This is a genomic window from Microcoleus sp. F4-D5 (genome assembly GCF_036704885.1).
GTDB lineage: Bacteria > Cyanobacteriota > Cyanobacteriia > Cyanobacteriales > Microcoleaceae > Microcoleus.
Map to the genome: position 1 here is coordinate 26,128 of NZ_JAUBSX010000014.1, position 17,447 is coordinate 43,574.

Here is a 17,447-nt window from a genome sequence, read left to right on the forward strand (position 1 = left end):
ATTAGCAATTAGTTATTATACGGGCAGTTTTAATATAATTCTATTTAGGAGGACTATAAATGTCAGAAGCTAGTAAAAACCTGTTCGCTGCAGGCAATAATGAATTAATAGCTGCGGGCGACGACGAATTAATATTTGCAGAAGAAGACGAAGTGGAAGAAAAGCCAACACAAGCCAGTTGGAAAATATTAATTGTAGACGATGAAATAGAAATTCACAATATTACCAAACTTGCCTTAAATGAATTTACATTTGAAAACCAACTCATCACATTTATCAGCGCTTACTCAGGTAAAGAAGCCAAAGAAATGATCCAGGCTCATCCAGATATAGCATTGATTTTACTCGATGTAGTTATGGAAACAGAAGAGGCAGGATTGGAAGTAGTCAAATACATCCGCGATATTTTAGATAATAAACTAGTGCGGATTATTTTGCGCACCGGACAACCGGGACAAGTGCCAGAAGATGTAGTAATTGTCAGCTACGATATTAACGATTACAAAACTAAAACCGAACTGACAAACAAAAAGTTATTTACCACGGTAGTAACCGCACTGAGAGCATTTCGTGCCCTAACTCAAATCGAAGCTAGCAAAAGCGAACTAGAAAAAATTGCAACAGCTTCCGCCCGTTTTGTACCGCGCGAATTTTTAAAATTTCTCAAAATTGAAAGCATTGTTGATGCCAGATTGGGAGACTCTGTACAGGCAGAGATGACGATTATGTTTGCCGACATTCGCTCATTTACAAGTCTGTCAGAGAGTATGTCTCCCCGAGAAAATTTTGAATTTCTTAACTCTTATTTAAGCAGAGTTGGCCCGGTTATCCGCCAGTACAATGGTTTTATAGATAAATACATTGGTGACGGGATTATGGCTTTGTTTCCTAACAAACCTGAAGATGCTGTGCAAGCAGCAATTGAGATGCAGCAGCAAGTAAAAATTTATAACAGACACAGGCAAAACAGCGGATATCAACCTATTTCGATAGGGATTGGCTTGCATACTGGAACTTTAATGTTGGGTACTATTGGCGAAGCGGAACGGATGGAAAGTACGGTAATTTCCGATGCTGTGAATTTAGCTGCCCGGGTGGAAGGATTGACAAAGCTTTACGGAGTTGGTATTGTAGCTAGCGTTCAAACTTTGTGCCGGATCGACGATCCTCAACATTACAAGTGCCGATTTCTCGATCGCGTTCAAGTAAAAGGAAAACAAACACCTGTTGCTGTATTTGAAATTTACGATGGCGACTCGGATACCATGATCGAACTAAAAGCACAAACCCAAACTTATTTTGAACAGGGAATTTTTTTTCACTACCAGCAACAATTCGCCCAAGCAAGGCAAATGTTTTTGCGCGTCTTGCAAGTCAATAAGTATGATAAGGCCGCAGCTTTTTATGCAGAACGCTGCGATATGTTGATGAAGAATGCACTCATTATGACTCTGGAAGGTATTGAAATTTAGCTGCTATGTAATGGGTAATTGATAATTGGTAATTAGTAGTTTTTCTTTCTGCCTTCTTCCCTCTTCCTTCTCTCTTTTCCCCCATGCGTTTAAAATCCCTTGATGTTTTTCGCGGAATTGCGATCGCCTCCATGATTCTCGTCAACAACCCCGGCAGTTGGAAACAGGTGTATCCACCGCTAGAACACGCAGTATGGCACGGCTGCACCCCCACAGATTTAGTATTTCCATTTTTCTTGTTCATTGTTGGCTGCGCGATGTCTTTCTCGCTGTCTAAATACACTGAAAATTATAAAAAATTAAATGCCGAAACATCCCAATCGTTACAAATAGAGGAATCAAAAAACGCTGATAAAAAACCTGCTTCTTTATTCCTTCTTCCTGCTTCAAATGTTTACTGGCGAATTGCGCGCCGGGCCGCGATTCTGTTTATATTAGGATTGCTGCTAAATACATCTTCGATCGCCCTTGACATACTTCTCAACAGCGCCCCCGTGGAAAACTTCGGTAAAATCCGCATCATGGGAGTATTGCAGCGCATCGGCTTAGCTTATTTCATCAGTGCGATCGCCATTCTCAACCTTTCCCCCCGCAATCAAAAACTGCTCGCGATCGCCTTGCTTTTGGGCTATTGGGCTGCATTAACCGTAGTGCCTGTAGGGGGGTACAGTGCCGGCGAACTCACGCCAGAAGGAAATTTAGGGGGATATGTCGATCGGCTAATTCTCGGTAGCCAACACCTGTACAAAGGCGGCCCCTTCGACCCCGAAGGATTGTTGAGTACCTTACCCGCAGTAGTCACAGTCCTAATCGGCTACTTTACAGGAGAATGGCTGCGCGTCCAGCCAATCAAAACCCGCACCAGTATCAACTTAGCAATCTGCGGCCTCAGTTGCGTGGTAATCGGCCACTTGTGGGGATTTTTATTTCCGATCAACAAACAACTTTGGACAAGTTCTTATGTAGTATTTACCGCTGGTTGGGCGTTGCTATTGCTAGCAGCTTGCTACGAAACAATTGAAGTGCGGGATTGGAAATGGGGGAGGCCGTTTGAAATCATGGGAGTGAATGCACTTTTCCTGTTTGTCGCCTCCGGTATAGTCGCCAGAATCCTCTTAAAAACTCATATTGGCAGTGGGGGGAATGCTCCAACAACTTACACTTGGATTTATGAAAACTGGTTTGTGCCGTGGGCGGGGCCGCTGAATGGTTCTCTAGCATTTGCCGTCACTGCGGTCTTATTTTGGTGGTTAATTTTGTATGGAATGTACCGCCGCGGTTGGGCGATAAAAATTTGACTAAAACAGTTGAGTAATACCAAATTCGGGTTAAATATTTCCTCAGCCATTAACATAGCTTGCGATCGAGCTTAAGCGGGCGAAGTTTCTGGGGGCCATCATAAATGGGGTAAATAACCCGGATTTGGTATAACAAGTAGGTGGTTGGCAAGTAATAAGTAACAAAACTTGACCATCAAAGGCTGTTTGTTTATAATACTCTTTATAATACATTTATAGGAATTACGAAAAAATAACCTATTTCTGTCATTACGATCCAAGCGAAGTAATCGCAACCGTTTGTTTTGATCCTGATAGTGCGTAAGTCCTAATTTACTTACATCTTTCACCCAAAAATAATGTTGATATCAATTCCCTGTTATTGGAGCAGGAGTTGCAATCCTAAAATGTCAGTTAATTAATAATACGCATACTATCGCAGGAAGATAAATAGCCTCTATTACTTGATAAATTAGTTCAACAGATTGGCGTAAAAAACCTAACATTTTCACTTGATATAGCAATTATAAATGAGTCGTAAATTTTTGAACCCACCCCAACCCTCCCCGAACCCGCTCGCTCGGGAGTAAGAAATTCACAAATGATGCGAGGATTGTTATATCAGGGTTTTAGGTTTTTTCCGCAATCCCTACCTAGATGTTAACTAAGCTAGGGACGGCTTACGAAATAAAGCCTATATACATAGATTCCGAATCTATGCTGTCTTCAGGATGTGGAATTTGTTAGACTCTTTGAAGTCGGCCGCCAATTGTACTATTAGTCTCTGTGTGTCGAATTATGCCTACTTTTGTTGAAAACCTTGCCAGCTTTTTACCGATTCGTGTCTTAAATTGTTTTGCTGCAGACCCTACTGCTCTGGCTTCTCCGGCTAGTGGCTCTTTTGAGGCAGCAGTTTTGTTTGTTGATATCTCGGGTTTTACTGCTCTTACTGAACGTCTTGCTCAAAAAGGTTCTATTGGAGTTGAAGAATTAACGACTCATTTAAATGCTTATTTTGGTCAATTAATTGAATTAATAATAGCACATAAAGGGGATGTTGTCAAGTTTGCTGGGGATGCTATGTTGGCGATTTGGCCGGCGGAAAGTTTGTCTTTAGATCTTGCGACTTATTGTGCAGCGCAATGTGCTTTGGCGATTTTAAATGATTTGGGTGAATATCAAGCGGCAAATGCCCAGTTGCGATTGCATATTGGTATTGGGGCGGGTGAGTTAAAAGAGTTTTACATAGGTGGAACGAATGCCCGATGGGAGTATCTTGTGGCGGGGGAACCTATTGCTCAAGTGGCGCTTGCAGAAATGGCTGCGGGTATAGGTGAAGCTTGTTTGTCGCTGACGGCTTGGGAGTTAATTAAAGACCTGTTTGTGGGACAATTATTAGCTTCAAATATGGTGCGGTTGGAGGGATTTAATCTTTTAAAATCTGTTGCAGATAGAAGGTTTATAAATCTAGTTGAATCGGCTCCGATCGCGATTTCATATCGGATGCAAGAACGAATAGAAAAATATGTAAGTTTGGGGGTTTTGCAGCGTTTAAAAGTCGGTCAAACTGATTGGTTAGGCGATTTGCGACGAGTGAGTGTGATGTTTTTAAATTTGCCGGGGATAGATTATGATGCGGAGGGGGCTTTAGATTTTATTTCAACTACACTTAATGCAATCCAAAATATTTTGCAAGTTTATGAGGGGACTTTAAATAAGTTTTTGGTGGATGATAAAGGTAGTACATTGGTGATTGGTTTGGGTTTGCCCCCATTTTCGCATGAGGATGATTCGGTGCGTTGTGTGATGGCGGGAATGGCGTTATTGGAAAACTTAAGAAGTTTAGGATTGCAACCGAAGATAGGGATCGCGACTGGTACTTGTTATAGTGGTGTAATTGGCAGCGAGCAACGTCGAGAATACACGATTATCGGGGCGGTTGTGAATTTAGCGGCGCGATTAATGCAGGCTGCGAAGGACGGAATTTTGTGTGATCGGCGGACGTTTGAGTTTGCCAAAGAAAGAATAGAGTTTGAATCGTTAACTCCGATTAAAGTTAAAGGTATAGAAGAGGTAGTGCAAGTATTTTTTCCGCTTGGGGAGGTGCGTAAAGATTTGCCTTGGTGGATGACAGGAAAAACGCAAAAGTCAATTGTGGGGCGGGAAAAAGAACGGTTATTGTTAGGGAATAAATTAAAGAAGTTGAAAGCGGGTATTTCTGCGGTGGTTATGATTTGTGGAGATGCAGGAATTGGCAAGTCTTGTTTGATAGAAAATTTGCTTTTGCAGGCGCAAGAATTGGGTGTCGGAAGTTTGGTTGGTACGGGGGATGCGATCGCTCGTTCGAAGCCTTATCATGCTTGGAACGGGGTATTTAGTCACTTGTGGGATTTGTCTTTTTTACCCGATTTAGAGGCGAAAAAACGTCAGATTTTAGATTTATTGGAAGATGAACGGCAATGGTTGGAAAAAGCAGCACTTTTAAATGGGGTTTTAGGTTTAGATTTGCCGGATACGGAGGTGTCGGCTGGGTTGGTGGGGCAGCCACGGGCGGAAGCGACGCGGGATTTGTTAGTGCAATTGTTGCAGGATTCGGTGAATCGCTCTCCTAAGTTGCTTGTTTTCGAGGATGCCCATTGGTTGGATTCGTCAAGTTGGGCGCTGATTTTGGAGGTGGCGCAGAAGGTGAAGCGCTTGTTATTGGTGATAGGGAGCAGACCAATAGGTGAGCCGATGCCGGAGGAATACGATCGACTGCTGACGATAGAAGGGGTAGAACAGTTGCATTTGGAAGCAATGCCGGCTACAGATACGCGACTGTTTCTGTCTCAGCGTTTGGGGGTAAAAAGTTTGCCCGATCGCCTGGTGGAGTTAATTGAGAAAAAAACAGAAGGAAATCCGTTTTTTAGTGAGGAATTGGCTTATGGTTTGCGCGAGGCGGGGGTGATAGAAATTCATGATGGGGAGTGTCGGATTGCTGCTGGGGTTGGTAATTTGAATGAGCTAAATTTTCCTGCTACGGTGCAGGGGGTGATTGCTTCGCGGATCGATCGGCTTTCTCCTAGCGAACAGCTTACATTGAAAGTGGCGAGCGTGATTGGTAGGTCTTTTGGATTTCGGCTGTTGCGAGATATTCATCCGATTGAGGATGATAAGCCTGAGTTGCCTAATTATTTGATGAAGTTACAGCGGTTCGATCTTACCCCGATGGAGACGCCGGAGCCGGATTTGGGGTATATGTTTAAGCATATTATTACTCAGGAAGTGGCTTATGGTTTGATGTTGTATTCACAGCGCCGGCAAGTTCATGAATTTTTGGCGTTGTGGTATGAAAGAAGTTATGAAGAGTTGTCGGGGTTTTATGCGATTATGGCGCATCATTGGAGTAAAGCCCTGGTTGCAGAAAAGGCAATTTTTTATTTAGAAAAGGCGGGGGATCAGGCGGTGCGGGCGCACGCTTTGCGGGAGGCGCTGGGGCTGTTTACGGAGGCGTTGGAGTGGTTGGAAACGTTGCCTGATACGGTGGAGAGAAAAGAGCAAGAGTTGCGGTTGCACATTGCTTTGGGTGCGCCGCTAACGGCAATTAAAGGTTATGGTTCGCCTGAATTAATTAACACTTTTACCAGAGCGCGGGAATTGGCGCAAGAACTCGGAGAAACAGCTAATTTTTTCCCCATGTTGTGGGGGTTATTTGCAGCCCATATTGGGCAAGGAGATACAAAAACAGCCGGAGAATTAGCCCAACAACTTCTTTGTCTAGCGAACAATTCCGAAGATTCGGCTATGCTGGTAACCGCTCATCATTCTATGGGTGCGAACTTGCTTTATATGGGAGATTTTATTCAGGCTCAATTTCACCTAGAACGGTCTTTATTCTACTACGATGATCAAAAACATTCCTCCCTTGCTTTTATTTATGGGCAAGATTCGGGGGTAGCGAATTTTGCTCTTCTATCAATATGCTTGTGGTTGCGTGGTTATTGTCGGCAAGCTCTTGAGAAAAAGGAACAATCCTTGAGTTTAGCTAGAAAGATAGGACATCCGTTTTCTTTAGCCCTTGCTTATTGCTATGAAACTCAGATTTATCACTACTTACAAAATCTTCCTAGTACGAAAAAATATGGGGAAAGGACGATTAATTTCTGCATGAACAACGAGTTTCCTTTCTGGGGGACTTTGACGAGTATTATCGTGGGTTGGGCAAACCAGCAGTCAGGAGAAATCGAGTTAGGTTTGACACAAATGCAGCAAAATTTAACAGCTTATTTAAGCCTGGGGACAAGATTAGGACAAATTTATTATATGAAGTTGACGGCTATCGGTTATCTGAATGCTGGTTTGGTGGAAGAATGTGTAAGCTTGATTGATAAAGGTTTGGAACTAGCCGACCCAACGGGCGCTTATTGGAAAGCCGAACTCTACCGGATCAAAGGTGAAGCGTTAATTATGCAATCAAAAGATGCAGAGGCGGAAATTTGTTTTCATAAAGCGCTTGAAGTTGCTCGCTCTCAAGGTGCCGTGTCTTTGGAACGACGGGCGATTATAAGTTTAAGCGAATTTTTACACCGCTGTGGCGAAACCGAAGCTGCACAGAAGTGTATGACACAGCTCGATTTAAATGCTGAAGAATTTGACCCAGTGGATCGTGAAAAGGGGGTGACATTGCTTACAGCGATCGGTTATTGTTGAGCTATCCAGCCAGATGGCTGCTTAAACTATAGTTCTTGACGAAGATTATAAACATTTAGTAGCGCAAAAATGCCCAGAAATTCAAGAATTATTTAAAAAATAAGTTGACCCGCATTTTCAACCTAAACACTCCCAAGTTTAAAGTGAGATAAGGAGTCAATAAAAATATCAAAAAATCGTCACCACCTCTGTAGTCAAAAATACAATTCTTTTTACTTGCCAGACTGTCTATCCTAATTAGGGAAGTTTGGCAAGTAATTTTTGTAATTTTTAAATAGTTAACGAATGGTTTTAGAGTGCAAAATTTTGTGAAATAGCTGCGGTGACGAATTAGTACCGATTTTAAATTTTAACCGATATCCTGTTTTTACCTAAGTGTGGTAATCTAAGAAATGTGCGATTTGGTTGTGTCCGCTTAACCATTATCATTAACTCTATCGCTTAACATATTGTAAGTAAAATTTCTTGAAAGTACAACCATGAATTTAAACAAAAAAAACTCTGAAAAGAAAAAATTTCCTCGCTCTATATTATCAGTTAGTCGGGAAGAATTTGGACTTCCAAAAGATAATCCAGATGCTAAAAGTTTGCCTCTTCAACTGCTAGTTAAAGACGAACGAACTCTACCCCAAGACTTACACGGTCATGTATTTATTATCTCAGCCGCAGGATCGGTAGATTCTCACCGTCTTTTGGAGAGTAATATCGTCTTTCCGTCCAGCGATGGTTCTACTCCTTTTTATAACGGGGATGGGATAGTTTACCGTATTGACTTTGACAACCTTGAACAAGGAATTTTTCTAACAACTCGGCTTCTGAAAACTCCGTGTTACTATGCTGATATAGCAACTGCAAGGTGTTTTCCAGATTTTAAATTTCAAAATTTTGGTATTATGCGGATGTCTAAAAAACTTGGTACTCGTAACCAGCTTAATACAGGGTTTCTTCCAATGAAATATTCTGAGGAGGAAGGTGAGCGTCTGCTGGTAACTTGGGATATGGGGCGTCCTTATGAGATAGACACAAAAACTCTTGAAATCGTAACCCCTGTTGGTTGGAATGAAGAGTGGCGGGCGATGAATCCTCTATTATCTCGTCTGCCATTTCAACCGGATTTTTGCTTTAAATTAGTTCATTCTTCCGCTCATCCTTGTTTTGATCCTAAAAGCCAGCAGATGTTTACCGTTAATTGCGGTTGGTCAGTTTTGACTTTTATGGCTCAATCAATGCAATTTATTATTAGTGTAATTAAGGATTTTTATAATTCTAGTAAAATTTTTAGTAATGTCAACAGGACTGCTTATAAGTATATAATAAAAAGGGTTTTCAAAAAGATAAATGTTTTCGATCATTATGTTGATCTAATTGCTTGGGATGGAAAAGCACAGCTTACTAGATGGAATATAACATACAATGATAAGCCACTCCAAATTAAACAAAGTATTCATCAAATGGGATTGACCGAAAATTATGTATTGCTAGTTGACACAGGGTTTAAATTTTTATTGGAAGAGCTTTTGCCAGCTACAACAAACAAAATAAGCAAAAAAATGAAAAAAATAGTCAAAAATCTTATAGATTATCCGCAATTACCTGATACCGATATATATATTATTAAACGTACTGATTTGAAACCAGGCAAGAAGAATATTGAAGCCCATAAAGTTGTCATACCCCGCGAGACGACACACTTTTTGGTAGATTTTAAAAATCCCAAGCAACAAATTACCCTTCACTTGGCTCATATTTGTGCCTGGGACACAGCCGAATGGATTCGTGATATCGATTTCGATAGTACCGACGAAACAACCCTCTCAAATAAACAGCCTCCCATGTACGGGATGACTGTAGGGCCATTGGATATTAGCCGTATGGGATGCTATGTCATTGATGCAGAAAAGGCAAAGGTAGTAAGATCGGATCTAACCAGCGTTTATCAAGATAATTCCCCTGGTCAACAAAAAGAAAAGAAAGAGTTTTGTCAGTACACTTGGGGACCGGCGCTTTATGCTTACCAAGACAACCAACCTACAAGAAAGTTTCAAGATATTTACTGGAGCTTTTTTGGTTGCTGGGAGGATATTTTCACGGAACAAGGCTTAAAAATGTACGCACCTTATAAATATCGAGAGGTGCCGGTGCCAGAACTACTTGAACTTACCAAAAAAGGAATCAAGTCTAATTTATTGAGGTTGCATATCAAACCTTTGGAAAGCGTCAAAGAGGGTGAAAACAGATTAGAGATTCAAGATATTTATCAGTTTGAAACTGGTTATTTTGTAAACTCACCTCAGTTCATCCCTCGCAAAGCAGGAGGAGATGGTAGTTCTACGGATGGATACATTATGTGTGTTGTTTATCACGGCACAGATGAGGAACCGGATAATGGCAATCAAATCTGGATTTTTGATGCGACAAATCTGAAACAAGGGCCCTTGTGTAAACTCTGGCATCCTCAACTTAATTTTGGAATTACAGTACATACAACCTGGTTGCCAAAAATTGCTAAACGGACAGCTACTTACAATATTCCTGTTGAGGAAGATTATCAAGATTTAGTGGCACAGCAGCCAGCAGAAATTCAAGAATTATTTGAGAAGGAAATTTACCCGCATTTTAAATCGAAAAACCCCTCAGTGTGAAGTGCGATAAGGACAGATTGACCTCCTCCCCGGCGTGAGGACATGGGGATTCCTAAGAATCGCTTACTTAGGTTTCTGCTTCGTAATCGATCGCCCTTGGATCGGAAATCCGATCGCACCCCCGCCACAACTTCCACAAATTACCGCCCCAACCCCGCCCAAATCAAGGATTTTGCCGATTTCTCGGTCGCCCGCCACCGATCGCTAACTATAACTGAACCCTAATCGCTAAAATTAAAAAAAGATACGTAATAGGCAGGCCCGGTCAATGATCCCAACCGTTATAGAACAATCCGGTCGCGGCGAACGCGCCTTTGACATCTACTCGCGACTCCTGCGCGATCGCATCGTCTTCTTGGGCCAACAGGTTGACTCAGACTTGGCTAACCTGATCGTTGCCCAATTGCTATTTTTAGACGCCGAAGACCCCGAGAAAGATATTTACCTCTATATCAACTCCCCAGGGGGTTCGGTAACAGCAGGTATGGGCATTTTTGACACGATGAACCACATCCGCCCCGACATTTGCACTATTTGTCTCGGTTTGGCAGCCAGCATGGGCGCTTTTCTGTTGAGTGCCGGCGCTAAAGGCAAGCGGATGAGTTTGCCTCACTCCCGGATTATGATCCACCAACCTCTAGGCGGTGCTCAAGGACAAGCAACCGATATTGAAATTCAGGCAAAAGAGATTTTGTACCACAAACGCCGCCTGAACGAACATCTTGCCGCCCATACCGGTCAGCCGCTTTCCCGCATTGAAGAAGATACCGAACGGGATTTCTTCATGTCCGCTGAAGAAGCAAAGGACTACGGATTAGTCGATCAAGTCATTGATCGCCGTCCTTCTGCCAGCCGTCCGATCGCCGCTGTCGTCTAAATGAAAAGTTAAAAATCAAAAATGAGGAAATATTCTTCATTTTTGATTTTTAATTTTTAACAGTCATATAGCAGTTTTCAGTGGAGTGAATTACAGATGCTGGGACGCCTGATACGGCCTCACAGTTAAATCCTTACTGTATTTCATACAATTGAAAACTGCTATATGTAGCTTTTTCTAAAAAAACATCACACCTAGAAACCCTACATAATTACTAGGGCAAAGATTCGAGATATTGCAGGAAGTCGAGCAATTCTACTTGATTTAAGAAATGGCGCGCTTCTTTGCCATAACCTTGTTTGAGATAATCTTTTCCTTGGCTGGGAGTCCAGTTCAACCGCTTGATTTCCTCAGTGGTTCTGCTGTAGATTTCCAGATATTCTAGGAAGTCTACCAACTGTTCGCTAGAAAGCTCTCTCTGCGACGATTTGCCGTAATTGTGTTCGAGACAGTCAGTTTCTTGTTTCTTAGTCCATTTCAAGCGCCTGAGGATTGCCTCTATTTGGGCGATCGTATCAGAATTATCCTCGATCGCATCGCTCGGAATTCCCACTGCGATCGGTTGCAATTCCCTGACTTCGGCCGCACCCTGTCGCAGTTCACTTTGGCTAGCAGTCGGCACATCCAGTTCCGCGATCGGTTCGCCGTAGCTGGAAGAAAGCCAAGCGTCCGAGTCTAACTGCTTCGGTACAAATCCAGTAGCCTCAGCCCGATCGACCGTTGGCGGCAGCGGTTCCGGTACAGGTGCGATCGGCTCTTCATTTAATTTCGCTTCTGTCTTGACAAAATTGCTTTGATGTGTTTCAGGAAATTTGTCAGCAACAGGCATTTCTAGAACCGGAAGAGGAACACTTGTCGGCCCAACAGGAACCGGAACAGCAGGAGGAGGGGGAGGGGGAACAGCAGCAACCGAAGCAACCGGAGCAACCGGAGCCGGATCGACACTCGCGATCGCACGATCGGGCGGAGCAAATCCGAGGACAGCGAGCGATCGCAACCGGGCGAGGTCTTCAGCACCCTCAACAGACTCAGCAGCCGACATACCCGTAGCGAGAGTTTTGCCGTCAACCTGAACCAGACAGCGAACAACAAACTTACCGTGATGAACAGTCAGCAACTCACAGATTAACTGTCCAGCGGGATAAAGGGCACGAAATTCAGCAAACATAATTTTTTGACCCCGAAACCAGAAGGGGCTTATGACTTAAGTGTAGTACAGCCTAGAGAAAACAATTTTCTGAAAGCACATATTCAACATACAATAAATGAAAGGTGAGTCATCCGCGCAACCTTTCACGCCACTAAACCCTATCCCACATCCGGCCGTTTAAGCTAATAAGCACCGGGCGTCATTTCTACCTATAGGAGATGACACAGCAAGTAGGCAAAAGTAGTAAAAGTCTCCGGTTTTGTGTACCTTGCACTTTCTACAGCACAGATTGCTCCCGACCCGCTCGTTGCACCTCTGTCCGCAAAGGCCGATCGCGTGCAAAAAACAGCGGTACTGCAGCGGTTAGCTACTAGCAATTTTGTCTTGAGCCGGTAAATCCTTTGCTAAAGCAAGAGGCAAGAGGCACTTCAAAAGGAAGAAGAAAGAAGGAAAAAAGCAGAAGGAAACAGGTAGAAGGAAGAAATGCAAATTTTCTCCCTCTCTATCCCTCCATCGGCTCATCCTCGACTCAAGCCGTCGCTTTCAGCATCGAGCCATCTTCTCAGAACCGACAGGGGCTTTCTAATTCGCCAAGTGCTCGGCGCTGCTGCTGAAATAAAAGCAAACAAACCAACGCTAAAAAATTGTATTGGGGAATAGGGTGCGGGACTGTTTTCTGCACCGTCAGCAGTCAGTTAAAGACAGACAGCAGACAATTAGCACTTTCGCCGGTGTCGGGAGAGAATCTCAAAAAATCCCCGCCCTCAAACAAGGCGGCTGTGCTCGCGTCTCCACCTACTAACCCGCGCATTCGTTGGAAAGCAGGCACAGCGAAGGCGGGAGAGGGCGTGGCTGATTTCGCCAAAATTTAGACTAATTGCTGGAAACAAGAGGATCGATCGCTACATGGAATTTTCTATCGCTGCACTGCTGGCAAATTTTACAGAAGACAAATTAGTGGCGCCCAAAGCATTAGAGAAAAAACTCGACTGCAACGACGCCACCAGTCAACTCAAACTTCAAATCGCATTAGAAGCTCTAGAGAAAATTGGCATATTAGTCAAAGACAAAGGCCGCTATCGCCGAGTAGCTGAAGACGACGTAGTAGAAGCAAAACTGCGCTGTTCGAGCAAAGGATTTTGCTTTGCCATTCAAGACGCCGAAGGGTCAGAAGACGTTTACGTGCGGGAAAGTCACCTCTCGACAGCTTGGAACGGCGATCGAGTCTTAGTCAAAATCATCAAAGAAGGCAGCCGCCGCCGCTCGCCCGAAGGCGAAGTCATGCTCATCCTCGAACGCGCCAACCCCTCGGTACTGGCGCGAGTCAAGCAAACCTCCACTCCCAACGGCCGCCTCAGCTACAGAGCAATTCCCCTGGACGATCGCCTGCTGTTTGAACTAGACTTGCTCGCAAACGGCACAAATCTCCAAGAGGCGATCGACCACCTAGTACACGTCGAAGTCAAACGCTACCCCCTCGGCACCCATCGGCCAGTCGGCAAAGTAGTACAGATACTCGGTTCCGACGCCGAAGCCGCTGACGACCTCGACATCGTATGCTGCAAGCACGACTTGCCGCGATCGTTCCCCGCCGCCGTCATCAAAGCAGCGGAAAATTTGCCCAGCAAAGTCAAAAAAACCGACATCAAAAAACGCCTTGATTTGCGTAACATTCTGACTGTTAGCTTCAGCAAAAACGAACCCGGAACAAGCAACAGCGAAAACGATCGCCCTCAATCCCAGGAGGAAAATCTCTCTGAAGGAGGAGGCGAAAACGAGTTTGACCCGACATCATTCCTCTCCGATCCGCCAGTGGAACGCGCTTTGTCGATCGAAACCCTGAAGCCCGGCCGCTGGCAAATAGGAATCCACATCAGCGACGCCGCCGAGTACGTGCAGCCAGAAACCCCGATCGACCGCGAAGCCCGCAAGCGAGGCACAGCCGCCCATCTGGGAGAAAAAATCATCGCCGTACTGCCAGAAACCCTCAACGAGCGCTGCTCCCTGCTGCCAGACACCGAACGGCTGGCCTTCAGCATACTGCTGACCCTAGACGAATCAGGAGAACTCCTAGAATACGAAATTCAAACCAGCGTCATTCAAATTGACTACCACCTCACCTACGAGCAAGCTCAAGCAATTCTCGAACCAGGCGATGCCGAAGAGCACCCTTTATCCTCCGCCCTCCGTCCTTTCCTAGATCAAATCTCGGCAGCCTCACAGGCTGCCAGACAGACAAGGCTCAAGCGGGGAGCTTTTGAACTAAATTTGCCCGACGCTAACTCTCACTTCGACGACGAAGGCGAATTAGGAGCCTTTGCAGTCGCTCCCCCTGCCCAGTCGGCTGTCTCAGAGTTGGTGGTACTGGCCAACCAAGCCGTAGCCACTCACCTGCAAGCCTTGGGAGTCCCAGCAATCTACCGCGTCCAGCCGATGCCAGACCCGGCAGACATTCAAGAGTTCATCAAACTCTCCAACAACCTCGGAGGCGAACTGTATCTCGAAACCGAAGAAGAAGTTTTGCCCTTGGACTTTCAGCGATTTACCCAGCAGTTTGCCGATCTTAAGTCCGAAAGAGTTCTCACCTACCTGCTAGAAGACACCATGAAGCCCGCTGTTTACAGCACCACTCCCAAGCCGCACTTCGGTTTGGCGCTGTCAGAGGGTTACACGCGCTGCACTTCGCCGCTTTCCCGCTACGCCGATTTGCTGGTGCTGCGGGTGTTGCAAGCGGTGTTCGAGCAAGGCCGCAGCAGCCGCACAACACGGGCTAAGGAAAAAGTAGACTTGCACCATTCCTCCTGTCACGGTCAAATTACTTGGAACGTCCTCCCCCCAGATTTGCACCACGAATTTGAGACAGAGTTTGCATCGGCCGTGGTACACCTGACGGAACGCGAAAGAGTTGCTGAGGATGCCGAAAGCGATTTGCAGGGATTGAAGAAAACCGGATTGATGAAAGAACGCACCGGACAAACTTTCCAGGGTTTGATTACAGGCGTGCAGTCTTACGGTTTCTTTGTGGAAATTGAGGTGCGACCGCCGGAGAGCGACATCTTGCGTGTTGAGGGATTGGTGCACGTTTCTTCGCTCAAGGATGACTGGTACGAATATCGATCGCGCCAGCAAACTCTAGTGGGCCGCAAAAACCGCAATCAGTACCGTTTGGGCGATCGGGTAGAAGTTCAAGTCAAGAGTGTTGACTACTACCGCCAGCAAATTGATTTAGTTGCAGTTGGCGGCGGCAGTCAAGCTTTTGATGATGATGAATAATCCGTTGACAGTTGAGAGTTGACAGTTAACTTTTCTCAATACTTAGTTGTCATTGTCGGGCAACTAAGTATTAAGAAGTGGGCGGCCAACTAGACTCACCAATTATCAAGAAATAATTAACGACTAACATCAAATCCGGTAGCACCGTCGGGCGTCAAATCCAGTCAAAACTCAACAATCACGGACGGTGCAACCGGATTCGTTCTAATTTATCAGCGTTAATCTGTGTTAATCTGCCCTCATCTGCGGTAAAAAAAATATAATTTCTCAGGCCGCCCCGGACAAGGGATTGACGCAGATTCACGCCGATGAAGCTCGGAGATATCGGAATAATTTCAATGCTAACAAGTTCGATCTAACCACTAATTACTAACAACAGTCAACCGTCAACTAACAAATAACTAATGACGAATAATTACCCGCTAATCCTAGGAGTGACCGGTGCATCGGGACTGATTTATGCGGTGCGAACTCTGAAGTTTCTGTTGGAGGCCGATCGAGCTATTGAACTCGTGGCTTCCAAATCTACTTATATGGTTTGGCAAAGCGAACAGAACATCCGAATGCCCGCAGAACCGACTCTGCAAGAAGAATTCTGGCGGGAACAAGCAGGAGTAGCCACAATGGGTAAACTCCGGTGCCATCCTTGGCAAGATGTCGGTGCTAATATTGCTAGCGGCTCGTTTCGCACTCAAGGGATGATGATTATTCCCTGTAGCATGAGTACACTAGGAAAATTGGCGGCTGGCTTGAGCTCGGATTTGCTCGAAAGAGCGGCCGACGTTCAGCTCAAGGAAGGGAGAAAATTGGTACTCGTGCCTCGCGAAACGCCTTTTAGCTTGATTCACCTGCGGAATTTGACTGCCTTGGCAGAAGCTGGAGCTAGAATTGTACCAGCGATTCCCGCTTGGTATCACAATCCGCAAACTATTGAAGATTTGGTAGACTTTGTGGTGGCTCGCGCTTTAGACCAGTTGGGGATTGATTGCGTTCCTCTCAAACGCTGGAAGGAAGAAGAAGGGAGTTAGTTGACAGTTGACAGTTGACAGTTGGTTACTGGTTATTGATGATGTGTTAGTTTCAACTAGCAATTCCCAATTAGCAATACTTCGTCTGCGCTCAGCACAAGTGCCCAATTACCAATTACCAATTACCAATATTTTTAATATGCGACCTGTATTTTTGCTAGTAATTGTGGCGGGGCTGACTATTTTTGCCCTGCAAAATGTCGAGCCGGCATTATCGCTGGTATTTTTGGGAGTTCGATCGCCTGCTTTGCCCTTATCTATCTGGATTCTGCTGAGCATGGCGGCGGGAGTTGTCACCTCTTTATTGATTTCTGGTTTGCTCGCTTTTTCAAATTACTTATCTCAAACACGAGAGCGCACCGGCCGCGACAGTCGCAGCCGTCCCGATACTTTCCCAGAGGACGGGAGAACACCTTACACGCCACCTCCCCCTCCTAGAAAACAGGAAATTGACCCGTATCTGAATTCGGAAAATAGCAAAACTCAGGCTGCTTCCTACCGAACAGAGTACGGTACGCCGGCGAGTTACAGTGCCCGGACTTTCCAGCAAGAAACTCCAAACCCTGCTGGGGCGAAGGATGACGCTCAACCGGGGACTTATGCAGCGGCAGACGATGAGGATGATTGGGTCTCAGATGGCTCAAAATCCGGCTCTCAAGGCGGTGATGACGATTGGGGGGACGATCGCGATTTTTCCGATCGACCGCAAATAAATGACGTTGCAAGGGCAAATCTGAGGGATTACGAAGCTAAACAGGAACCTAAAAGCAAGTCTTGGACTGGCTCGGTATACTCTTACGGGTATCGAGATCCGAGCCAGTCTGGGGTTGGGCAAACTGAGTCTGTCTACGATGCGGAGTATCGGGTGCTGGTTCCCCCGCAAGATGCGATACCTAAGTCAGGTGGCGGGGAAGTACCGAACAATCCTAGTGTGGAAGCAGAGGATGATTGGGGATTGGATGAGGATGATGAGTTTGAGGACGACGAACCCCCCAGTGGCGGGCGGATTGACTTGAAAAAATAGAAAAATATCGGAGGA

At 45.1% G+C, this 17,447-nt stretch carries 11 protein-coding genes; 10 read left to right on the forward strand and 1 reads right to left on the reverse strand.

Annotation, left to right across the window (positions count from 1 at the left end):
- Window positions 1-59 precede the first annotated feature (59 nt).
- From QUA80_RS09245 to clpP, 6 genes are all read left to right on the forward strand, one after another.
- Window positions 60-1,472 (forward strand): adenylate/guanylate cyclase domain-containing protein, encoded by a 1,413-nt coding sequence (locus tag QUA80_RS09245; protein WP_333423467.1) that lies wholly within the window; start codon window positions 60-62, stop codon window positions 1,470-1,472.
- An 83-nt stretch (window positions 1,473-1,555) separates the two neighbouring features.
- Complete coding sequence (locus tag QUA80_RS09250; RefSeq protein ID WP_333423469.1) at window positions 1,556-2,770, forward strand: heparan-alpha-glucosaminide N-acetyltransferase domain-containing protein; 1,215 nt, start codon at window positions 1,556-1,558, stop codon at window positions 2,768-2,770.
- A gap of 777 nt (window positions 2,771-3,547) precedes the next feature.
- The gene (locus QUA80_RS09255) at window positions 3,548-7,438 is read left to right on the forward strand and encodes an adenylate/guanylate cyclase domain-containing protein (RefSeq protein ID WP_333423471.1); all 3,891 of its coding nucleotides are present in this window, start codon (window positions 3,548-3,550) and stop codon (window positions 7,436-7,438) included.
- A 479-nt stretch (window positions 7,439-7,917) separates the two neighbouring features.
- On the forward strand, window positions 7,918-10,080 hold the full coding sequence (locus QUA80_RS09260; RefSeq protein ID WP_333423473.1) for a carotenoid oxygenase family protein: 2,163 nt from the start codon (window positions 7,918-7,920) through the stop codon (window positions 10,078-10,080).
- Between the two features lie 42 nt (window positions 10,081-10,122).
- On the forward strand, window positions 10,123-10,305 hold the full coding sequence (locus QUA80_RS09265; protein WP_333423474.1) for a hypothetical protein: 183 nt from the start codon (window positions 10,123-10,125) through the stop codon (window positions 10,303-10,305).
- Between the two features lie 19 nt (window positions 10,306-10,324).
- Window positions 10,325-10,957 (forward strand): ATP-dependent Clp endopeptidase proteolytic subunit ClpP, encoded by a 633-nt coding sequence (clpP, locus tag QUA80_RS09270; protein WP_333423599.1) that lies wholly within the window; start codon window positions 10,325-10,327, stop codon window positions 10,955-10,957.
- Window positions 10,958-11,171: 214 nt separating this feature from the next.
- Here clpP and QUA80_RS09275 read toward each other — a convergent pair whose 3' ends face one another.
- Window positions 11,172-12,125 (reverse strand): hypothetical protein, encoded by a 954-nt coding sequence (locus QUA80_RS09275; protein WP_333423476.1) that lies wholly within the window; start codon window positions 12,123-12,125, stop codon window positions 11,172-11,174.
- Window positions 12,126-12,768: 643 nt separating this feature from the next.
- Between QUA80_RS09275 and QUA80_RS09280 the strand changes: the two genes are divergently transcribed.
- The 4 genes from QUA80_RS09280 to QUA80_RS09295 all read left to right on the forward strand — a co-directional run bounded on the left by QUA80_RS09280 (window position 12,769) and on the right by QUA80_RS09295 (window position 17,432).
- A complete protein-coding gene (locus QUA80_RS09280; RefSeq protein ID WP_333423478.1) occupies window positions 12,769-12,909 on the forward strand; it encodes a hypothetical protein in 141 nt (46 codons plus the stop codon).
- A gap of 104 nt (window positions 12,910-13,013) precedes the next feature.
- Window positions 13,014-15,380, forward strand: coding sequence for a ribonuclease R family protein (locus QUA80_RS09285; protein WP_333423480.1), 2,367 nt, complete (start codon window positions 13,014-13,016; stop codon window positions 15,378-15,380).
- Window positions 15,381-15,784: 404 nt separating this feature from the next.
- On the forward strand, window positions 15,785-16,408 hold the full coding sequence (locus QUA80_RS09290) for a flavin prenyltransferase UbiX (protein ID WP_333423482.1): 624 nt from the start codon (window positions 15,785-15,787) through the stop codon (window positions 16,406-16,408).
- 7 nt (window positions 16,409-16,415) lie between these two features.
- On the forward strand, window positions 16,416-17,432 hold the full coding sequence (locus tag QUA80_RS09295; protein ID WP_333423484.1) for a LapA family protein: 1,017 nt from the start codon (window positions 16,416-16,418) through the stop codon (window positions 17,430-17,432).
- Window positions 17,433-17,447 lie beyond the last annotated feature (15 nt).